Source organism: Pseudomonas sp. HR1, from assembly GCF_030175875.1.
Taxonomy (GTDB): Bacteria; Pseudomonadota; Gammaproteobacteria; order Pseudomonadales; family Pseudomonadaceae; genus Chryseomonas; species Chryseomonas oryzihabitans.
Map to the genome: position 1 here is coordinate 348271 of NZ_JASNRF010000004.1, position 18228 is coordinate 366498.

Sequence of the window (18228 nt, forward strand, 5' to 3'; positions counted from 1 at the left end):
GGGGGGGGGGGGGGGGCCCCCCCTCACCCTAGCCCTCTCCCAAGGGGAGAGGGGATCTAGAGCGGTGCGCGGGTGGGGGTTAGGCCCTCACCCTAGCCCTCTCCCGGTGGGAGAGGGGATAAAGAGCAGCCCTCTGCTAAGAGAGGGCTTGGGTACTTACTGGCAGGCTTCGCACTCGGGATCGTCGAGGCTGCAGGCCTTGGGCACCGGAGCCGGTGCCGCGGCGGGCGCCGCTTCGACCTTCTGCGCCGGGGCGGGGGCCGCGCTGGCCTGGACGCCGGTGATGGGGTCGGCGCTCACGGCGTTCAGCTTGCCGGTGTTGATGGTCGACTTCTCGGTGCTGGTGGCGGCCAGGGCACGGAGGTAGTAGGTGGTCTTCAGACCGCGGAACCAGGCCATGCGGTAGGTCACGTCGAGCTTCTTGCCCGAGGCGCCGGCGATGTACAGGTTCAGCGACTGGGCCTGGTCGATCCACTTCTGGCGACGGCTGGCGGCCTCGACGATCCACTTGGTCTCCACTTCGAAGGCGGTGGCGTACAGGTCCTTCAGATCCTGCGGGATGCGCTCGATCTGCTGCACGGAGCCGTCGTAGTACTTGAGGTCGTTGACCATCACCGAGTCCCACAGGCCGCGGGCCTTGAGGTCGCGTACCAGGTAGGGGTTGATGACGGTGAATTCGCCCGAGAGGTTCGACTTCACATAGAGGTTCTGGTAGGTCGGCTCGATCGACTGGGACACGCCGGTGATGTTGGCGATGGTCGCGGTCGGCGCGATGGCCATGATGTTGGAGTTGCGGATGCCTTTCTTGGCACGCTCGCGCAGCGGGGCCCAGTCCAGGGTCTCGGACAGGTCGACCTCGATGTACTTGGCACCGCGCTCTTCGATCAGGCGCTTCTCGGAATCGATCGGCAGGATGCCCTGGGACCACAGCGAACCCTGGAAGCTGGAGTAGCTGCCACGCTCTTCGGCCAGGTCACAGGAGGCCTGGATGGCGTAGTAGCTGATCACTTCCATGGAGGTGTCGGCGAACTGCACGGCGGCATCCGAACCGTAGGCGATGTGCTGCAGGTACAGCGCATCCTGGAAGCCCATGATGCCCATGCCGACCGGACGGTGCTTGAGGTTGGAGTTCTCCGCCTGGGGCACCGAGTAGTAGTTGATGTCGATGACGTTGTCGAGCATGCGCACGGCGGTCTTGACGGTGCGGGCGACCTTGGCGGTGTCCAGCTTGCCGTCGACGATGTGGTTCACCAGGTTCACCGAACCCAGGTTGCACACGGCGATCTCGTCCTTGTTGGTGTTCAGGGTGATCTCGGTGCAGAGGTTGGAGCTGTGCACCACGCCTACGTGCTGCTGCGGGCTGCGCAGGTTGCACGGGTCCTTGAAGGTCAGCCACGGGTGGCCGGTCTCGAACAGCATGGACAGCATCTTGCGCCAGAGGTCCTTGGCCTTGATGGTCTTGTGCAGCTTGAGCTTGCCGTACTCGGTCAGGGCTTCGTAGTACTCGTAGCGCTCTTCGAAGGCCTTGCCGTAGAGGTCGTGCAGATCGGGCACGTCGGCGGGGGAGAACAGGGTCCAGTTGCCGTCCTCGAAGACGCGCTTCATGAACAGGTCGGGGATCCAGTTGGCGGTGTTCATGTCGTGAGTACGACGACGGTCGTCACCGGTGTTCTTGCGCAGCTCGAGGAATTCCTCGATGTCCAGGTGCCAGGTTTCCAGGTAGGCGCAGACCGCGCCCTTGCGCTTGCCGCCCTGGTTGACCGCCACGGCGGTGTCGTTGACCACCTTGAGGAAGGGCACGACGCCCTGGCTCTTGCCGTTGGTGCCCTTGATGTAGGAGCCCAGGGCCCGCACCGGGGTCCAGTCGTTGCCCAGGCCGCCGGCGAACTTCGACAGCATGGCGTTATCGTGGATGGCGCCATAGATGCCGGACAGGTCGTCGGGCACGGTGGTCAGGTAGCAGCTGGAGAGCTGCGGACGCAGGGTGCCGGCGTTGAAGAGCGTCGGGGTGGACGCCATGTAGTCGAAGCTGGCCAGCAGGTTGTAGAACTCGATGGCGCGGGCTTCCTTGTCCTTCTCCATGTGCGCAAGACCCATGGCCACGCGCATGAAGAACAGCTGCGGCAGCTCGAAGCGGGTGCCGTGGCTGTGCAGGAAGTAGCGGTCGTACAGGGTCTGCAGACCCAGGTAAGTGAATTGCTGGTCGCGCTCGTGATCGATGGCGGCGCCCAGCTTGGCCAGGTCGAAGGTGGCCAGTTTCGGGTCCAGCAGCTCCAGATCCACGCCCTTGGCGACGTAGGCGGGCAGGGCCTTGGCGTAGAGGTCGGCCATCTCGTGGTGGGTGGCGGATTCGGCCACGCCGAGGAAGCTCAGGCCTTCGGCGCGCAGGCTGTCCAGCAGCAGGCGGGCGGTGACGTAGGAGTAGTTGGGCTCGCGCTCGACCAGGGTGCGGGCGGTCATCACCAGGGCGGTGTTGACGTCCTTCTCGGCCACGCCGTCGTACAGGTTCTTCAGGGTTTCCTTCTGGATCAGCTCGCCGTTCACCTCTTCGAGGCCTTCGCAGGCTTCGCTGATGATGGTGTTCAGGCGGCCCATGTCCAGCGGCTGGGTGGTGCCGTCGGCCTTGGTCACGCGGATGCTCGGGTGCGGCTCGGCGATGTCGCTCGCGGCGCCCTGCTTGCGCTCCTGGCTGCGGGCTTCACGGTAGATCACGTAGCTGCGGGCGACCTTCTGCTCGCCGGCGCGCATCAGGGCCAGTTCGACCTGGTCCTGGATCTCTTCGATATGGATGGTGCCACCGGAGGGCATACGGCGCTTGAAGGTGCTGCTGACCTGGTCGGTGAGCTGCTTGACGGTGGTGTGGATGCGCGAGGAGGCCGCGGCGGTACCGCCTTCCACGGCGAGGAAAGCCTTGCTGATGGCCACGGTGATCTTGTCGTCGGTGTAGGGGACGACGGTACCGTTGCGCTTGATGACGCGCAGTTGACCGGGGGCGGTGGCGCCCAGGTCCTGGCTGGCATCTTGCGCCGGGCGGCCCTGCTGGGCTTGCTCGCGGGTCAGGTCGGTGTGCATGCGGAACTCCCTTGATCGGAAAGAGGGGATCGTCGGCGAGCCGGCGATCCGGAAGAGTGTCGGCCCGTGGGCCTGCGCGACGACTGCCTGTCGCGCCATTACCAATGAAGATTCCAACGAAAAGCCGTACCAGCGCCGATTCCCGCAGGAGCCGGCGTTCGGGGTCAGGGACCCTGGAAATTCATAATTCGGGCGACAGGATAAGCCCTCCTCGTTAGGGAAGACAGTCTTGACAGAGGGGTGTTTCGCCGTCCCAGGCCATGCCGACGAACTGCTATATATGGTGGTGCGGGGGTGCAAGGGCCACTAGATGTCGCGTTTGTCACGTTTCCGGCTGTGGATAAGACGTGGATAAGCTGTTCGGGACTGGGGGGTATCCTGGGGGTGGTGCCCAGCCAGTGCGCGTGGAGGCTAGGATCAGAGCGAAGTGGTCAAATAACGTACAACGTGACTGGGCGGGTGAGACAAAAGCGTCACGGGATATACCGGTTCGCTATGAGCATTTTCTCCACCATAAGAAAACGTTCGATAGCCGCTGCGACGTTCTGCCCCGGCCAGCGTTTGTGCACCCGATCGACCGGACGACCCTTTCTCTATATAGGAGAGCCTCAGCGACGGGGCGCAATCAGCGTGAGCAACCGCCGTTCTTCGTCCAGGCGGTAGTGACCGCGCAGCGAGGTCCCCGCGGACCAGCGCGGCGACAACTTGATCAGCAGCCGAATATCGAAGGTCCCGCCGGGATCGGTGCCAAGGATCTCGGCATCCTGGAAGAAGAACATCTGCCCGACCTGGGGATGCAGCGCCTTGAACAGACTCTCCTTGGCGGAAAACGCCAAGGTGATGGCAAAGGCCTGCTGCTCTTCGTCCAGCGCCTGCACGCTTTCCCGTTCGGCCGGGGTGAGGATCTGGTCGGCCAGACGCAGGGCCTTGGCCGGTTCGAGCAGGGTTTCCACATCCAGGCCGAGACCCAGGTAGTCCTGGGCGCTGCCCACCGCCGCGGCGGCCCAGCCGTGACTGTGGGTGATGGCGCCGACCCAGCCGGCGGGCCAGGCGGGGCCACGATCCTCGCGGCGATGACCGGGTACCGCCGGCGCGCCACTGAGCTGCCGCAGGGCCTCGCGGGCGCAGAGACGCCCGGCCAGGTATTCGGCCTGGCGCTTGGCCACGGCGCGACGGATGTTGTCCGGCGGCAGGGCGCCCAGGCGCAGGGCGTCGCGCTCGAAGCTCACCTGGGCGGGATCGAAGCGGCAGTGCAGCAGGGCCAGGGCGTCGAACTCCTCCGCCAGCGGCGGCAGCGGCGCGGGCGCTGTGCAGCAGCCGGGCAGGTCGGTAGGGGGCAGGGCGGGCATCTCGGCCGGATACTCCTCGAAGGCGGCAACGGATCAGGGCAGGCGCCGCTGGAAAGGCGCGCAAAGGATAGCCGACTACCGACGGCGACTGGCGGAAAACCGCCTCGCGCGGTGGGGGATTTCCGCCCCTTTTCGTCGGGTGGCGGGGTTCCGCCCACCGCTGACAACTAGACTTTCGACTGAAAGGTGCATGAAAGCTGGCCCTTTGATTGCGCACCAAGAAGTGGAACGGCGATTGCTTATATCCAGCCAGATACTGGTGTCACCGTCGCGCGGCCGCCAGGTCCACAACAAAAAGCTCTCAGGATGAGAGAGCCAACTTCAGTCAGGTGCCCACTCAGACAGGACGTCAGGTAGTGGCCACAAGGGAAAGAGCCATGACAGCAACCGTCGACACAACAACAACTACCACAGCTCCCGCGCCCAAGCGTCCCGTCAAGCAGCCGCTCTACAAGAGTCTCTATTTCCAGGTGATCGTGGCGATCGTCCTGGGTGTGCTGCTCGGCCACTTCTATCCCCAGACCGGCGCTGCCATGAAGCCGCTGGGTGACGGTTTCATCAAGCTGATCAAAATGGTCATCGCGCCCATCATCTTCTGCACCGTGGTGACCGGTATCGCCGGCATGCAGAACATGAAGGCCGTGGGCAAGACCGGCGGCATGGCGCTGCTGTACTTCGAGATCTTCTCCACCATCGCGCTGCTGATCGGCCTGATCGTGGTCAACGTCGTCCAGCCGGGCGCCGGCATGAACGTCGACGTCAGCACCCTGGACACCAAGGGCATCGCTGCCTACGCCGCGGCTGGCGAGAAGCAGAGCACCATCGACTTCCTGATGAACATCATCCCGTCGACGGTCGTCAACGCCTTCGCCACCGGTGAGATCCTGCAGGTCCTGTTCTTCGCCGTGCTGTTCGGCTATGCCCTGCATCGCCTGGGCGAGACCGGTCAACTGGTGTTCAACTTCATCGACCGCATCTCCCACGTCTTCTTCAACATCATCAACGTCATCATGAAGCTCGCCCCCATCGGCGCCTTCGGTGCCATGGCGTTCACCATCGGCAAATACGGCGTCGGCACCCTGGTGCAGCTGGGCTACCTGATGGCCTGCTTCTACATCACCTGCCTGCTGTTCGTGCTGGTGGTGCTGGGTGCCGTGGCGCGCATGCACGGCTTCAGCATCCTCAAGTTCATCAAGTACATCCGTGAAGAACTGCTGATCGTGCTGGGTACCTCGTCCTCCGAGTCCGCCCTGCCGCGCATGCTGACCAAGATGCAGAAGCTGGGCGCCGAGAAGTCGGTGGTCGGCCTGGTGATCCCCACCGGCTACTCCTTCAACCTCGACGGCACCTCCATCTACCTGACCATGGCTGCGGTGTTCATCGCCCAAGCCACCAACACCCAGATGGACATCACCCACCAGATCACCCTGCTGCTGGTGCTGCTGATCTCCTCCAAGGGCGCTGCAGGCGTCACCGGTAGCGGCTTCATCGTGCTGGCCGCCACCCTGTCCGCCGTCGGTCACGTACCGGTCGCCGGCCTGGCGCTGATCCTGGGTATCGACCGCTTCATGTCCGAAGCCCGCGCCCTGACCAACCTGGTCGGCAACGGCGTGGCCTCCATCGTGGTCGCCAAGTGGTGCGGCCAGCTGGACGAGCAGACCCTGAAGACCGAACTCGCTCGCGGCCCGAACGCCGTCGAAGTCGAGGAAGCTCGCCAGCCTGCCTGAGCCTGACGCGAGGGCCGCGCCTGGAGCGGTCCCTGCGGTAACGACAAGACGCCCGTATCGAAAGATACGGGCGTTTTCTTTTGCCTGGGATCTGGCCAGAGCAGGGTGGCCGCGCCGCGTCAGACCGTAAGGTCAGGCCCTTCGATTGGCAGGTATGGGAGAGCCCTCCCAGCCGTCTTGGCTACGCCGAGAGCGAAGGGCAAGGCAGGGCCCTCCAGACGGCCTCTGCCGATGCTGCATGGCGGAAGGTGCGGGGATGGCGCAGGGTGGGTCAGGTCGCGCGTGCAGGGTCGTACAGCCCGCTATCTGGCAGGTGTGCAGGTCGGTCGATCAGGTGAGAGATAAGGAAGGAGGAGAGCGGAGGGGTAGCAGAAGGGACGAAGCGCTGGCGGGCCGCCAGCGCTTCGGGGTTGATCAGCGACGCAGGGTGGGGCGATAGCCCATCACGCCGTAGAACAGGATGTAGAGGTAGCAGACCAGCGGGATCAGGAAGGAGGGCAGCAGGCCGATGGTGTCGGCGAAGTAGCCCTGGATGGCCGGCACCAGTGCGCCACCGACGATACCCATGCACAGCAGGCCCGAACCCTTGGAGGTGAACTTGCCCAGGCCCTTGAGTGCCAGGGAGAAGATGGTCGGGAACATGATGGAGTTGAAGAAGCCGATGGCCAGCAGCGCCCACATGGCGACCTTGCCACCCTGCAGCACGGCCACGGCCAGCAGCACGCCAATGGCGATGGCATTGAAGGTCAGCACCAGGTTCGGCCGCACCTTGGTCATGATCACGCCGCCGATGAAGCGACCGACCATGGCGCCACCCCAGTACAGGGACAGGTACTTGGCGGCGGTGGCGGCGTTCAGGCCAGCCACGTCCGGGCTTTCCATCAGGCTCACCAGGTAGCTGCCGATGGACACTTCCGCACCCACGTACATGAAGATGCCGACCACGCCGAGCAGCAGATGGCGATAGGCCCAGACGCTGTTGGCGGTCAGGGCGTTCTCGTCGGTGGCGTTGTCCTGCTCGGTGTCCTTGATCTGCGGCAGGCGGAAGAGGCCGATGATCACCGCCAGGGCGACCAGCATGCCGGCCAGGATCAGGTAGGGCAGCTGCACCGAATGGGCGGCGGAGTCTTCACCGACCAGCGCCAGAATGGTCACTGCGCCCACCAGCGGGCCGACGGTGGTACCCAGGGAGTTGAAGGCCTGGGTCAGGTTGAGGCGCGAGGCCGCGGTTTCCGGCTTGCCGAGGATGGTGACGTAGGGGTTCGCCGCCACCTGCAGCACGGTGATACCGGCCGCCAGCACGAACAGGGCAGTCAGGAAGAAACCGTAGGAGTGGGCTCCGGCGGCCGGGTAGAACAGTACGCAACCGACGCCGGCGGTGAGCAGGCCGACGATGATGCCCTTCTTGTAGCCCAGGCTTTCCACCAGGCGACCGGCCGGGAAGGAGACGATGAAGTAGGCGGTGAAGAAGCAGAACTGGATCAGCGAGGCCTGCAGATAGCTGAGGGTGAAGACCGCCTTGAGGTGGGGGATCAGGATGTCGTTCAGCGAGGTGATCAGACCCCACATGAAGAACAGCATGGTGAGGACGATCAAGGGTCCGCGGTAGCTCTGGTTTTGATTGTGCATTGGGGCTCCATGGGTACAACAGTTTCTTGTTTCTGCCCGCTAGTTCGGACAGCGCTGTCTATGGCGGCTGCGCAGGTACAGCGAAGCGGCGCGAGATTAAGCTATTCGTGCTGCTGAATCCATTCTTCCTGGAGGTTCGCAGGCGAAGTGCCGGCGCCTTCGACCGCGGGGCCCGTGACCGGTTCAGCGGGGCAGGGAGCAGAAATGAAAAACGGCGCCAGAGGCGCCGTTTGGGTCACACAAGCGAGGGCTATCAGCCCTGCCAGCGCTTGAGTACCAGGGTGGCGTTGGTGCCGCCGAAACCGAAGCTGTTGCTCATGATGAGATCCAGCTTGGCGTTTTCCTTGGTCTCGCGCAGGATCGGCAGGTCGGCGACTTCCGGATCCAGTTCGTCGATGTTGGCCGAACCGGCGATGAAGTTGCCTTCCATCATCAGCATGCAGTAGATGGCCTCGTGCACACCGGCAGCGCCCAGGGAGTGACCCGACAGGCTCTTGGTGGAGCTGATGGCCGGAGCCTTGTCGCCGAACACGGCGCGCACGCCCTTGATCTCGGCCACGTCGCCCACCGGGGTGGAGGTGCCGTGGGTGTTCAGGTAGTCGATCTCGCCGTCGACGGTGGACAGCGCCTGCTGCATGCAGCGGATGGCGCCTTCGCCGCTCGGGGCGACCATGTCGTAGCCGTCGGAGGTCGCGCCGTAGCCGACGATCTCGGCATAGATCTTGGCGCCGCGGGCCAGGGCGTGTTCGAGCTCCTCGACCACCACCATGCCGCCGCCGCCAGCGATGACAAAGCCGTCACGCTTGCTGTCGTAGGCACGGGAAGCCTTTTCCGGCGTCTCGTTGTAGTCGCTGGAGAGCGCGCCCATGGCATCGAACAGCATGCTCTGGGTCCAGTGCTCTTCCTCGCCGCCACCGGCGAAGACCACGTCCTGCTTGCCGAGCTGGATCTGCTCCATGGCCAGGCCGATGCAGTGGGCGCTGGTGGCGCAGGCCGAGGCTACGGAGTAGTTCAGGCCCTTGATCTTGAAGGGGGTGGCCAGGCAGGCGGAGACCGTGCTGCTCATGGTCCGGGTCACGCGGTAGGGACCGACGCGCTTGACGCCCTTCTCGCGCAGGATGTCCAGGGCTTCCATCTGGTTGAAGGTGGAAGCGCCACCGGAACCGGCGATCAGACCGGTGCGGGGGTTGGAGACCTGCTCTTCGGACAGACCGGAGTCCTTGATCGCCTGCTCCATCGCCAGGTAGGCGTAGGCGGCGGCATCGCCGACGAAGCGCTTGACCTTGCGGTCGATCAATTCTTCGAGGTTCAGGTCGATGGAACCGGAAACCTGGCTGCGCAGACCCATCTCGGCATATTCCGGATTGTGACGGATGCCGGCACGACCCGCGCGCAGGTTGGCGGAAACGGTGTCTTTATCATTGCCCAGGCACGAAACGATACCCAGACCGGTAATGACGACGCGACGCATGCGAAAAGCCCTTAGAAGCTATCGGTGGAAGTGAACAGGCCGACGCGCAGACCTTCGGCGGAGTAGATCTCGCGGCCGTCCACGCTAACGGTGCCATCGGCGATGGCCAGAATCAGCGACCTGTTGATGGTGCGTTTGATATGGATATTGTAGGTGACCTTCTTGGCGGTCGGCAGTACCTGGCCGAAGAACTTCACTTCGCCAGAGCCCAGGGCGCGACCGCGACCCGGATTGCCCTGCCAGCCAAGGTAGAAACCGACCAGCTGCCACATGGCATCCAGGCCCAGGCAGCCCGGCATCACCGGGTCACCCTCGAAATGGCAACCGAAGAACCAGAGGTCGGGACGGATATCGAGTTCCGCCACCAGTTCGCCCTTGCCGTATTTCCCGCCTACCTCACTGATATGCGTGATCCGATCGATCATCAGCATGTTCGGTGCGGGCAATTGGGCATTGCCCGGACCGAAGAGCTCGCCACGGCTGCAGCGCAGCAAGTCTTCGTAGGTAAAGGCGTGTTGTTTGGTCATGCAAGCTCCTGTAGCTGGCCTAGGTCCAGGCTCTGGCGACTCCGAAGGTCGCTCTGGGTATGGCTTCGTGTAGCAGTAGACTGCCGGGGCATCGGGAAAGTCACAGGCCAGCGCCCCGCTCGTTAACGGACCATTGTGCACTTTTCGCAGTCAATTCTCCATCCTGGGCGCCCGCTCGGGGTCGCGCGCGCCTTGGGGCGACGCGGCGGGCAGTACCGGGAAAGGGGTGTTTGCCCACCCTAGATAAGTATTCCTCGGGCGTTTTCAATACCGTTCGGCCGATGCGCGGCAGACCGTGAACGGGCCCTGAGGCCGGCGCGCGGCTACCGTATACTGAGCGACGAGGCCGCGTGATTGCGGTGAAGCCGAGAGTTTCGATGACAGTCCAATCCCCCATCGCCGTCCTGGGCGGCGGCAGCTTCGGTACCGCCCTGGCCAATCTGGTCGCCGAGAACGGGCTGCCGGTGCGCCTGTGGATGCGCGATCCGCAACAGGCCGAGACCATCCGCCGCGAGCGCGAGAATCCGCGCTATCTGAAGGGTATCAAGGTGCACGCCGCGGTCGAGGCCACCAGTGACCTGCAGGGCGCCATCCAGGGCTGCGAGCTGATCCTGGTGGCCCTGCCGTCGAGCGCGCTGCGCCAGGCCCTGGCACCCATCGCCCAGCAGCTGGAAGGGCGTTTCCTCGTCAGCACCACCAAGGGCATCGAGGCGCACTCCTTCATGCTGATGAGCGAGATCCTCGCGGAAATCGTGCCGCGGGCGCGCATCGGCATCATCTCCGGGCCCAACCTCGCCCGCGAGATCGCCGAGCACCAACTCACCGCCACCGTGGTGGCGAGCGAGGACGAAGCCGTGTGCCGGCGGGTCCAGGCGGCGCTGCACGGCCGCACCTTCCGCGTCTATGCCAGTGCCGACCGTCTCGGCGTGGAGTTGGCCGGCGCCCTGAAGAACGTCTACGCCATCATCGCCGGCATGGCCGCGGCCCTGGCGATGGGCGAGAACACCCGCAGCATGCTGATCACCCGGGCCCTGGCCGAGATGACCCGCTTCGCCGTGCAGCGCGGCGCCAATCCCATCACCTACCTGGGCCTGGCCGGGGTAGGGGACCTGATCGTGACCTGCTCGTCGGAGAAGAGCCGCAACTACCGAGTCGGCCATGCCCTGGGGCGAGGATTGACCCTGGACGAGGCGGTGGCCCAGATCGGCGAGACCGCGGAAGGCGTCAATACCCTGCGCGTGCTCAAGGAAAAAGCGGACGAGTTGGGCGTCTACATGCCCCTGGTCAACGGCCTCTATGCGATCCTGTTCGAGGGCCGCAGCCTGGGGCAGGTGATCGAGGCCCTGATGGGCGGCGAGCCCAAGACCGATGTCGATGTGGCGGATGCCCCCCTCAATTGAGCCGCTACACTGTCTGAAAAGAGGAATTCCCATGTCCCAACCCGAACATTCCCGCGAGCTGCTAGGCCTGCGCCTGATCTGGATGCTGCTGTTCCTGTTCGTCTGGCTGGGTGCGCAGTACGTGCTGGCGGTGGTGGTGCTGGTGCAGCTGGTGGTGCGCCTGATCAAGGGCGAAGCCAATCCCGGTCTGACCGCCTTTGGCGCGGCCCTGGGCAGCTATCTGGCGCAGATCGTCCGCTTCGGAACCTTCGCCAGCGAAGTGAAGCCCTGGCCCTTCGCCGACTGGCCGGCCACCGAGCAACCCGACGACCGTTCCGCCACCGCGCCATGAAGCTCTGGCTCCTGCGGCATGGCGAAGCCGAGGCGCGGGCGCCCAGTGACGAGCTGCGCGAGCTGACCGCGACCGGTCGCGCCGAGGTGCTGCGTAGCGCCCTGCAGCTCAAGGGTGCCGAGTTGCAGCTCATCCTCGCCAGTCCCTATGTGCGCGCGCAGCAGACGGCGGCCCTGGTGCAACAGCAGCTGGGCTGGCCGGGCGAGTTGCGCAGCGTTTCCTGGACCACGCCCGACGGCGAGCCGGAACGCGCCCTGGCGGAGCTGGCGCGACTGGAGGTGGAGGAGCTGCTGCTGGTGACCCACAATCCCTTCGTCGGTGAACTGGCCGGCTGGTTGCTGCACGGTCATCGGCAGGCACCGGTGGCCATGGGTACCGCGTCCCTGCTGTGCCTGGAGGCGCCGCTGCCCCTGGCCGGCGGTTTCGATCTGGTCAGTCGCTTCCACGGCTGACGCCCTTGCAAGGAAAGTACATGAGCATCTGGCAGACCCTTCCGGATCCTGAGGACCTCGGGCGTGCGCTCGAGAACACCCTGGCCGAACACCTGGACATGCGGATCGAAGCCTGGGACGACAGCAGCCTGACCGCCAGCATGGTGGTCGACCGCCGCACCCACCAGCCCATGGGGCTGTTGCATGGCGGCGCGTCGGTGGCCCTGGCGGAAACCGTGGGCTCGATCGCCAGCATGCTCTGCGTGGATCGCTCGCGCTTCTATTGCGTGGGTCAGGAAATCAATGCCAACCACCTGCGGGGCGTGCGCTCCGGGCGGGTGACGGCGGTGGCGCGTCCCCTGCACCTGGGGCGCAGCAGCCATGTCTGGGACATCCGCCTGAGCGATGAAGAGGGGCGCCTGACCTGTGTCTCGCGGCTGACGGTAGCCGTGGTGCCCTTGCAGCGGGATGCCTCCCCGGCATGAAGCGCGCACTGGCACCCGCGGAGTGGAAATCATGACCGCCCAGGTGCAGGAATTGCGGCTGGAATTGCCCCATATCGAGTTGAGCGCACGGGTCTTCGGTCCGGAAGATGGCTATCCGGTGCTGGCGCTGCATGGCTGGCTGGACAATGCCATGACCTTCGCCCAGCTCGCGCCACGGCTGCACGGCCTGCGCATCGTCGCTCTGGACCTGCCGGGTCATGGTCTGTCGGCCCATCGTCCCGCAGGCGTTGGGTATGCGATTCAGGACTATGGGCTGGATGTGCTCGCGGCCGCGCGGCAACTGGGCTGGGATCGCTTCGGTCTGCTTGGCCATTCGATGGGCGCCATCGTCGGCGTCATCGCCGCCGCGGCCCTGCCGGAGCAGATCGAGCGCCTGGCGCTGATCGATGGCCTGCTGCCCTATACAACGCCGGCAGAGGAGATCGCCGAGAAACTCGGCAAGGCGCTGCTGGCGGAGCTGGAGCTGCCCAACCGGCGCAAGCCGGTCTACGCCACGGTGGAAGACGCCGTGGCGGCGCGGCTGAAGGGGTCGCTGACGGTCAGTCGGGAAGCCGCCGAGCTGCTCGCCGAGCGTGGCTTGATGGCGGTACCCGGTGGCTACACCTGGCGTTCTGATCCCCACCTGAGGCTGCCCAGTCGAATGAGGTTCACCCCGGAGCAGGCCGAAGCCTGTCTGCGCGCGGTGCGCTGCCCCACAGCCCTGGTGGTGGCCACGGCTGGCCTGGTGGCGCCCCATGCCGAGGCCATGCGCCTGGCGCGAGAACAGCCGAACTTCAGCCTTCACGAATTGCCGGGCGGGCACCATCTGCATCTGGACGATGCGGCGGGCGCCCAGGCCGTCGCAGATTGTTTCAATGCCTTCTTTGCCGCCGGCACCGGGCACGACGAATAATGCGGCATGCCTAGCCGTCTGTTCTGCCCGCGCTCCCGCTTCCTGCGACGCCTCCTGCTGATCGGCCTGCTGCTGTCCCTTGGGACGACGCAGGCGGAGGTGCTGCCGGAGATCGCACCCATGGACCATGCCCAATTGGTGCGCGAAAGCGGACCGGCAACCGCCGAACGCCTCTATCCGCTGGGGCCAGTCAGTCGCATCGGCGGTCGCCTGCGCCTGGAGGACTCGCTGCAGGTGGAGGGCCAGCTCCAGACCCAGACCTTCGAGCTGGCCAGCGGCCATCCGCCGCTGGCACGGCTGGACAGCGAGCGGCAGCGCCTGCAGCAGCAGGGCGCGACGCTGCTCTACTGGTGCGAAGGGCGTGATTGCGGCGCCAGCAACGTCATCGCCAACAGCCTGCTGGGCGAGGCCATGCTCTATGGACCGGACGATCAGCAGGGGCTGCTGGTGCTGCAACTGGCGGAGCCGCAGACGGTGCTGACGCTCTATGGCATCACCCGCGGCAACCGTCGCGGCTACCTGCATGCCGAGCGGCTGCAGGCTGGCCAGCCCCTCCCTGAACTGTTGCCGAGCGCCGCCACTCTGCTCAAGGAGTTGCAGCGCGACGGTCAGCTGCTCCTGCCCGCCCTGGAGCGAGCCCCGGAGCAACCCTGGATCGCCCGGCTGGCGGCGGCCCTGGCGCTCAATGGCGATGTGGCGGTGACCCTGGGCGGCGACCAGGCAGACGCCTGGCAGCGTGCCCTGCGCGAAGCGGGTATCCGCGCGCCGCGGCTGCAGACCGAGGCCAGTCGAGCCGCCGGACTCTATCGCCGCTAGACGTCGTTGACGTAGCGGGTCCGCCCCGCACCCAGGCCGAACAGCGTGGCCAGCACGGCGATCAGGGTGAAGAGCACGCCCATGGGGGCCCAGCCGTGGGTGGCGTCGTGGATGATGCCCACCAGCAGCGGACCGAGCGAGGCCAGGCTGTAGCCCGCGCCCTGGGCCATGCCCGATAGCCGTCCGGCGGTTTCCGCATCCCGCGAGCGCAGCACCAGCAGGGCGAGCGCCAGGCTGAAGGTCCCGCCCTGGCCCAGGCCGAGTATCACCGCCCACAGCCAGAGACTGCCGACCGGGGCGTAAAGGCAGCCCAGCAGGCCGGCGAGGGTCAGACTCATCACCACCACGATGGCCAGGCGCTGGTCCTGGCCCCGCGTCGCCAGCCAGGGGGCGGTGAGGGCGCTGACCAGCTGGGTCATCACCGAACCCGACAGCATCAGGCCGGCCTGCACCATGCCCAGGCCGCGATCCATCAGCAGGGTGGGCAGCCAGCCGAAGACGATATAGGCCAGCGACGACTGCAGGCCCATGTACAGGGTGATCTGCCAGGCCAGCCGATTGCGCCACAGCGAACCGCCAGTCCCGCGGCGCGGTGCGATGGTGGGTGGCTGGCGCAGTTGCGGCAGCCAGACCAGCAGGGCCACCACGGCGACCAGGGCCCAAGTGGCGAGGGCCGGTTGCCAGCGGCCGTCGAATGCCTCTGCGAGCGGCGCGGTGGCCCCGGCGGCCACGGCGGCGCCTATGCACAGCATCATGGTGTAGAGCCCCATCAGCTGGCCGGCCTGGGCGGGGAAATCGCGCTTGACCAGGGCCGGCAACAGGACGCCGAGGATACCGATGCAGGCGCCGGCGATCAGGCTGCCGAGAAACAGGCCCAGGGGCGGCAGCAGGCTGCGCAGGACGATGCCAGCGGCCAGCAATGCCAGGATGGCGCCAAGCGTGCGTTCGCTACCCCAGCGGCGGGCCAGGCGCGGAGCCAGGGGCGCGAACAACCCCAGGCAGAGCACCGGCAGGGTGGTGAGCAGGCCGATGGCGCTGCTGGAAAGACCCGTGCTGGCCTCGATCTGCCGTAACAGGGGCGCCAGACTGGAGAGCGCCGGGCGCAGGTTGAGGGCGATGAGCATGAGGCTGGCGAGCAGCAGGCCGCGTTGCCAGGGGGTAAGGGGGGAGGAGGCTGGAGAAGACATGAGTACGGCTATGACCGGGGGAACTGGCAATGCTAGCGCACCCTGGCCATAACGCACGGCGCTTCCGTTCGCTACCCTTCAACGGGAAAAAATAGTTGGCGGACCGGCTAAAAAATCGCCAGTTCGTCCATCGCCGCACCGCCGCTCGCTTGTCCGGGGTCGGTTGGAGGTTTTCCACGAGGTTATCCACAGCAACTGTGGATTACCGCCAGAAAACAGCCCTTTTGCTTTGGCTGGCGATCTGTTAGGCGCGGTCGGTGCCCGCCGGCTGACGGGCATTTGCTACTATTACGCCCCTTCGCGCTGGCTGTCGAACCAGCGCCACCGCTGAACCGGAGTAACGATGACCGATCCCATTCGCCTCACCCAATACAGCCACGGCGCCGGTTGTGGTTGCAAGATCGCCCCCAAGACCCTGGAGACCATCCTGGCCGGCAGCGGCGCCCAGCACCTGGATCCGCGGCTGTGGGTGGGCAATGCCTCGCGCGACGATGCGGCGGTCTATGGCCTGGACGAAGAGCGCGGCGTGGTCTCCACCACCGATTTCTTCATGCCCATCGTCGATGATCCCTTCGATTTCGGGCGCATCGCCGCCACCAATGCCATCAGCGATATCTACGCCATGGGCGGCGACCCCCTGCTGGCCATCGCCATCCTCGGCTGGCCGGTCAACGTGCTGCCGCCGGAAGTGGCGCGCGAGGTCATCGCCGGCGGTCGTCGCGTGTGCGACGAAGCCGGCATTCCCCTGGCGGGCGGTCATTCCATCGACGCTCCCGAGCCGATCTTCGGCCTGGCCGTGACCGGAATCGTCGAAAAGCGCCATCTCAAGCGCAACGACACCGCGACCCTGGGCAGCCGCCTCTATCTGACCAAACCGCTGGGCATCGGCATCCTCACCACCGCCGAGAAGCGGGCCTTGCTGCGCCCCGAGGATCGCCATCTGGCGCGCGACACCATGTGCCAGCTCAATCGTCCCGGTAGCCGTTTCGGCCGCCTGGCCGGCGTCACGGCGATGACCGACGTCACCGGCTTCGGATTGCTGGGTCACCTGGTTGAGATGGCCGACGGCAGTGGCCTCACCGCCGAACTCGACTTCGCCGCCATTCCCCGCCTGGAAGGCGTGGATTTCTATCTGCAGCAGGGCTGCGTGCCTGGCGGGACCGAGCGCAACTTCGACAGCTACGGCAGCCGTATCGCCCCGCTGGATGAAGGCCGCCGCCAGCTGCTGTGCGACCCCCAGACCAGTGGCGGCCTGCTGGTGGCCGTGGCACCCGAGGGCGAGGCGGAGTTTCTCGCCGTGGCGGCGGAGCTGGGCCTGGCCCTGCAACCCATAGGGCAGCTGGTGAGCCGGCGCGCCCATGCGGTCGAGGTGGCCTGATGAGCCAGCGTGAGGATGCCCGCGACCTGCGGGCGCTGTTCCTGAGCGATGTCCCCCTGGTCGATGTCCGCGCCCCCGTGGAATTCGCCAAGGGCGCCTTTCCCCAGGCCACCAACCTGCCGCTGATGAATGACCTGGAGCGCCAACGCGTCGGCACCCGCTACAAGCAGCAGGGTCAGCAGGCGGCGCTGCAACTGGGTCACCAGCTGGTGTCCGGGGCGGTGAAGGAGGCGCGCATCCAGGCCTGGGCCGACTTCGCCCAGGCCCATCCGGAGGGCTACCTCTATTGCTTCCGCGGTGGCTTGCGCTCCCAGATCAGTCAGGAATGGCTGCGCAGCGAAGCCGGCATCGCCTATCCACGGGTGGTGGGCGGCTACAAGGCCATGCGTACCTTTCTCATCGACACGCTGCAGCAGGCCCTGGCCGAGTGCGGCTTCGTGGTGGTGGGGGGCATGACCGGCACCGGCAAGACCGAGGTGGTGGCACAGCTCGACAACGCCGTCGACCTCGAAGGCCATGCCAATCACCGCGGCTCCAGCTTCGGCAAGCGGGCCACGCCCCAGCCGGGCCAGATCGATTTCGAGAACAGCCTGGCCATCGACCTGCTGCGCCGCCGCCATGACGGGCAGGCGCAATTCGTGCTGGAAGACGAATCGCGCCTGGTCGGTCGCTGCTCCCTGCCGCTGGAATTGCACCAGGGCATGCAGCAGTACCCGCTGGTCTGGCTGGAAGACAGCCGGGAAAACCGTATCGAGCGCATCCTGCGCGACTACGTCATCGACCTGGCGGCGGAATTCGTGGCCCTGTACGGCCCCGAACAGGGCTTCGGCCTGTTCGCCGAGCAGCTGCGCAAGAGTCTCTCCGGCATCGCCAAGCGCCTGGGGGGCGAACGCTTCCAGCGCCTGTCGGCCATTCTCGAGGACGCCCTCGCCGAGCAGGAGCGCTCGGGTGACGTCGCGGCGCATCGCGGCTGGATCGAGGGCCTGCTGGCGGAATACTACGATCCCATGTACGCCTATCAGCGCGAGAGCAAGGCGTCCCGGGTGATCTTCAGCGGTGACCAGGCCGCAGTGGTCGAGTTTCTGCGCAACCGGCGCTGAACAGCGCTTGGGGTTGGCGGTCTACGCTGCGGTTATCCGGCCGTTCCGGCCGGTTGCAGGTGCAAGGAGAAAGAGAGATGAAAGCGAAACTGGTTCCCGTCCTGGCCGCTACGCTGGCTGCCGTGGTGCTCGCCGGCTGTTCGGGCAAGGTGGTCAATCGCGACAGCTGCGCCGCCCAGACCCGTTCCGCCTGGCAGGAACTCGACCTGGCCAAGGCCGAAGGCTTTTCCGGCACGGTGAGCTATTCCAAGGCGCTGGCCTTGCTGTCCACCGCCAAGACGCAGCAGCAGGTCGAGGCCTACACCGGTTGCGTGAAGAACGCCGAAAAGGCGCGCTTCTACATTCGCGAGTCCCGCGCCGGTCGCTGATCGCTCGGCCCCCTGGCCAACGGCCGCCGTCCAAAGCGACGCCG

The 18228-nt window shown here is 65.9% G+C and carries 16 protein-coding genes; 10 read left to right on the forward strand and 6 right to left on the reverse strand.

From position 1 onward, the window contains the following. Positions 1-156 precede the first annotated feature (156 nt). Both QKY98_RS16930 and QKY98_RS16935 read right to left on the reverse strand, forming a co-directional pair. On the reverse strand, positions 157-3072 hold the full coding sequence (locus QKY98_RS16930; RefSeq protein ID WP_284671293.1) for a ribonucleoside-diphosphate reductase subunit alpha: 2916 nt from the start codon (positions 3070-3072) through the stop codon (positions 157-159). 608 nt (positions 3073-3680) lie between these two features. Beyond that, positions 3681-4421, reverse strand: a complete 741-nt coding sequence (locus QKY98_RS16935; protein WP_284671294.1) for a 4'-phosphopantetheinyl transferase family protein — start codon at positions 4419-4421, stop codon at positions 3681-3683. Positions 4422-4798: 377 nt separating this feature from the next. Between QKY98_RS16935 and QKY98_RS16940 the strand changes: the two genes are divergently transcribed. Further along, on the forward strand, positions 4799-6148 hold the full coding sequence (locus QKY98_RS16940; RefSeq protein WP_027598064.1) for a dicarboxylate/amino acid:cation symporter: 1350 nt from the start codon (positions 4799-4801) through the stop codon (positions 6146-6148). Positions 6149-6562: 414 nt separating this feature from the next. On the opposite strand, the gene QKY98_RS16945 is transcribed toward QKY98_RS16940, so the two are convergent. The 3 genes from QKY98_RS16945 to fabA form a co-directional block, all read right to left on the reverse strand. Continuing rightward, complete coding sequence (locus QKY98_RS16945; RefSeq protein ID WP_027601621.1) at positions 6563-7777, reverse strand: sugar MFS transporter; 1215 nt, start codon at positions 7775-7777, stop codon at positions 6563-6565. Positions 7778-8030: 253 nt separating this feature from the next. Further along, positions 8031-9248 carry a beta-ketoacyl-ACP synthase I gene (fabB, locus tag QKY98_RS16950; RefSeq protein WP_027598063.1) on the reverse strand — a complete coding sequence of 406 codons (1218 nt, stop codon included), beginning with the start codon at positions 9246-9248 and terminating at the stop codon, positions 8031-8033. An 11-nt stretch (positions 9249-9259) separates the two neighbouring features. After that, entirely contained in the window at positions 9260-9775 is a 516-nt protein-coding gene (gene fabA, locus QKY98_RS16955) for a 3-hydroxyacyl-[acyl-carrier-protein] dehydratase FabA (RefSeq protein ID WP_007160484.1), read from the reverse strand. Positions 9776-10152: 377 nt separating this feature from the next. On the opposite strand from fabA, the gene QKY98_RS16960 reads away from it, so the two are divergent. Genes QKY98_RS16960 through QKY98_RS16985 form a run of 6 tightly spaced genes read left to right on the forward strand, consistent with a single transcriptional unit; the run spans position 10153 to position 14151 of the window. Further along, on the forward strand, positions 10153-11175 hold the full coding sequence (locus QKY98_RS16960) for an NAD(P)H-dependent glycerol-3-phosphate dehydrogenase (RefSeq protein ID WP_284671295.1): 1023 nt from the start codon (positions 10153-10155) through the stop codon (positions 11173-11175). A 31-nt stretch (positions 11176-11206) separates the two neighbouring features. Further along, positions 11207-11506, forward strand: a complete 300-nt coding sequence (locus tag QKY98_RS16965; protein WP_007160482.1) for a DUF4389 domain-containing protein — start codon at positions 11207-11209, stop codon at positions 11504-11506. Beyond that, on the forward strand, positions 11503-11958 hold the full coding sequence (gene sixA, locus QKY98_RS16970; protein WP_284671296.1) for a phosphohistidine phosphatase SixA: 456 nt from the start codon (positions 11503-11505) through the stop codon (positions 11956-11958). Before QKY98_RS16965 ends, sixA begins: the two co-directional genes overlap by 4 nt. A 20-nt stretch (positions 11959-11978) precedes the next feature. Beyond that, positions 11979-12422: a hotdog fold thioesterase gene (locus tag QKY98_RS16975; RefSeq protein ID WP_017641977.1), complete on the forward strand. Its 444-nt coding sequence runs from the start codon at positions 11979-11981 to the stop codon at positions 12420-12422. A gap of 31 nt (positions 12423-12453) precedes the next feature. After that, entirely contained in the window at positions 12454-13335 is an 882-nt protein-coding gene (locus tag QKY98_RS16980) for an alpha/beta fold hydrolase (protein ID WP_284671297.1), read from the forward strand. 6 nt (positions 13336-13341) lie between these two features. Further along, positions 13342-14151, forward strand: a complete 810-nt coding sequence (locus tag QKY98_RS16985) for a DUF4892 domain-containing protein (RefSeq protein WP_284671298.1) — start codon at positions 13342-13344, stop codon at positions 14149-14151. Here the strand turns inward: QKY98_RS16985 and QKY98_RS16990 are convergent. Continuing rightward, positions 14148-15338 carry a CynX/NimT family MFS transporter gene (locus QKY98_RS16990; RefSeq protein ID WP_284671299.1) on the reverse strand — a complete coding sequence of 397 codons (1191 nt, stop codon included), beginning with the start codon at positions 15336-15338 and terminating at the stop codon, positions 14148-14150. The two genes, QKY98_RS16985 and QKY98_RS16990, sit on opposite strands and share 4 nt — an antisense overlap. A gap of 343 nt (positions 15339-15681) precedes the next feature. Here QKY98_RS16990 and selD point away from each other — a divergent pair, with 343 nt between their 5' ends. From selD to QKY98_RS17005, 3 genes are all read left to right on the forward strand, one after another. After that, positions 15682-16716, forward strand: a complete 1035-nt coding sequence (gene selD / locus QKY98_RS16995) for a selenide, water dikinase SelD (RefSeq protein WP_027601626.1) — start codon at positions 15682-15684, stop codon at positions 16714-16716. Then, a complete protein-coding gene (gene mnmH / locus QKY98_RS17000; protein WP_284671300.1) occupies positions 16716-17816 on the forward strand; it encodes a tRNA 2-selenouridine(34) synthase MnmH in 1101 nt (366 codons plus the stop codon). The genes selD and mnmH overlap by 1 nt, the downstream gene beginning before the upstream one ends. 77 nt (positions 17817-17893) lie before the next feature. Beyond that, positions 17894-18184 (forward strand): hypothetical protein, encoded by a 291-nt coding sequence (locus tag QKY98_RS17005; RefSeq protein ID WP_007160474.1) that lies wholly within the window; start codon positions 17894-17896, stop codon positions 18182-18184. The last annotated feature ends 44 nt before the right edge of the window (positions 18185-18228 follow it).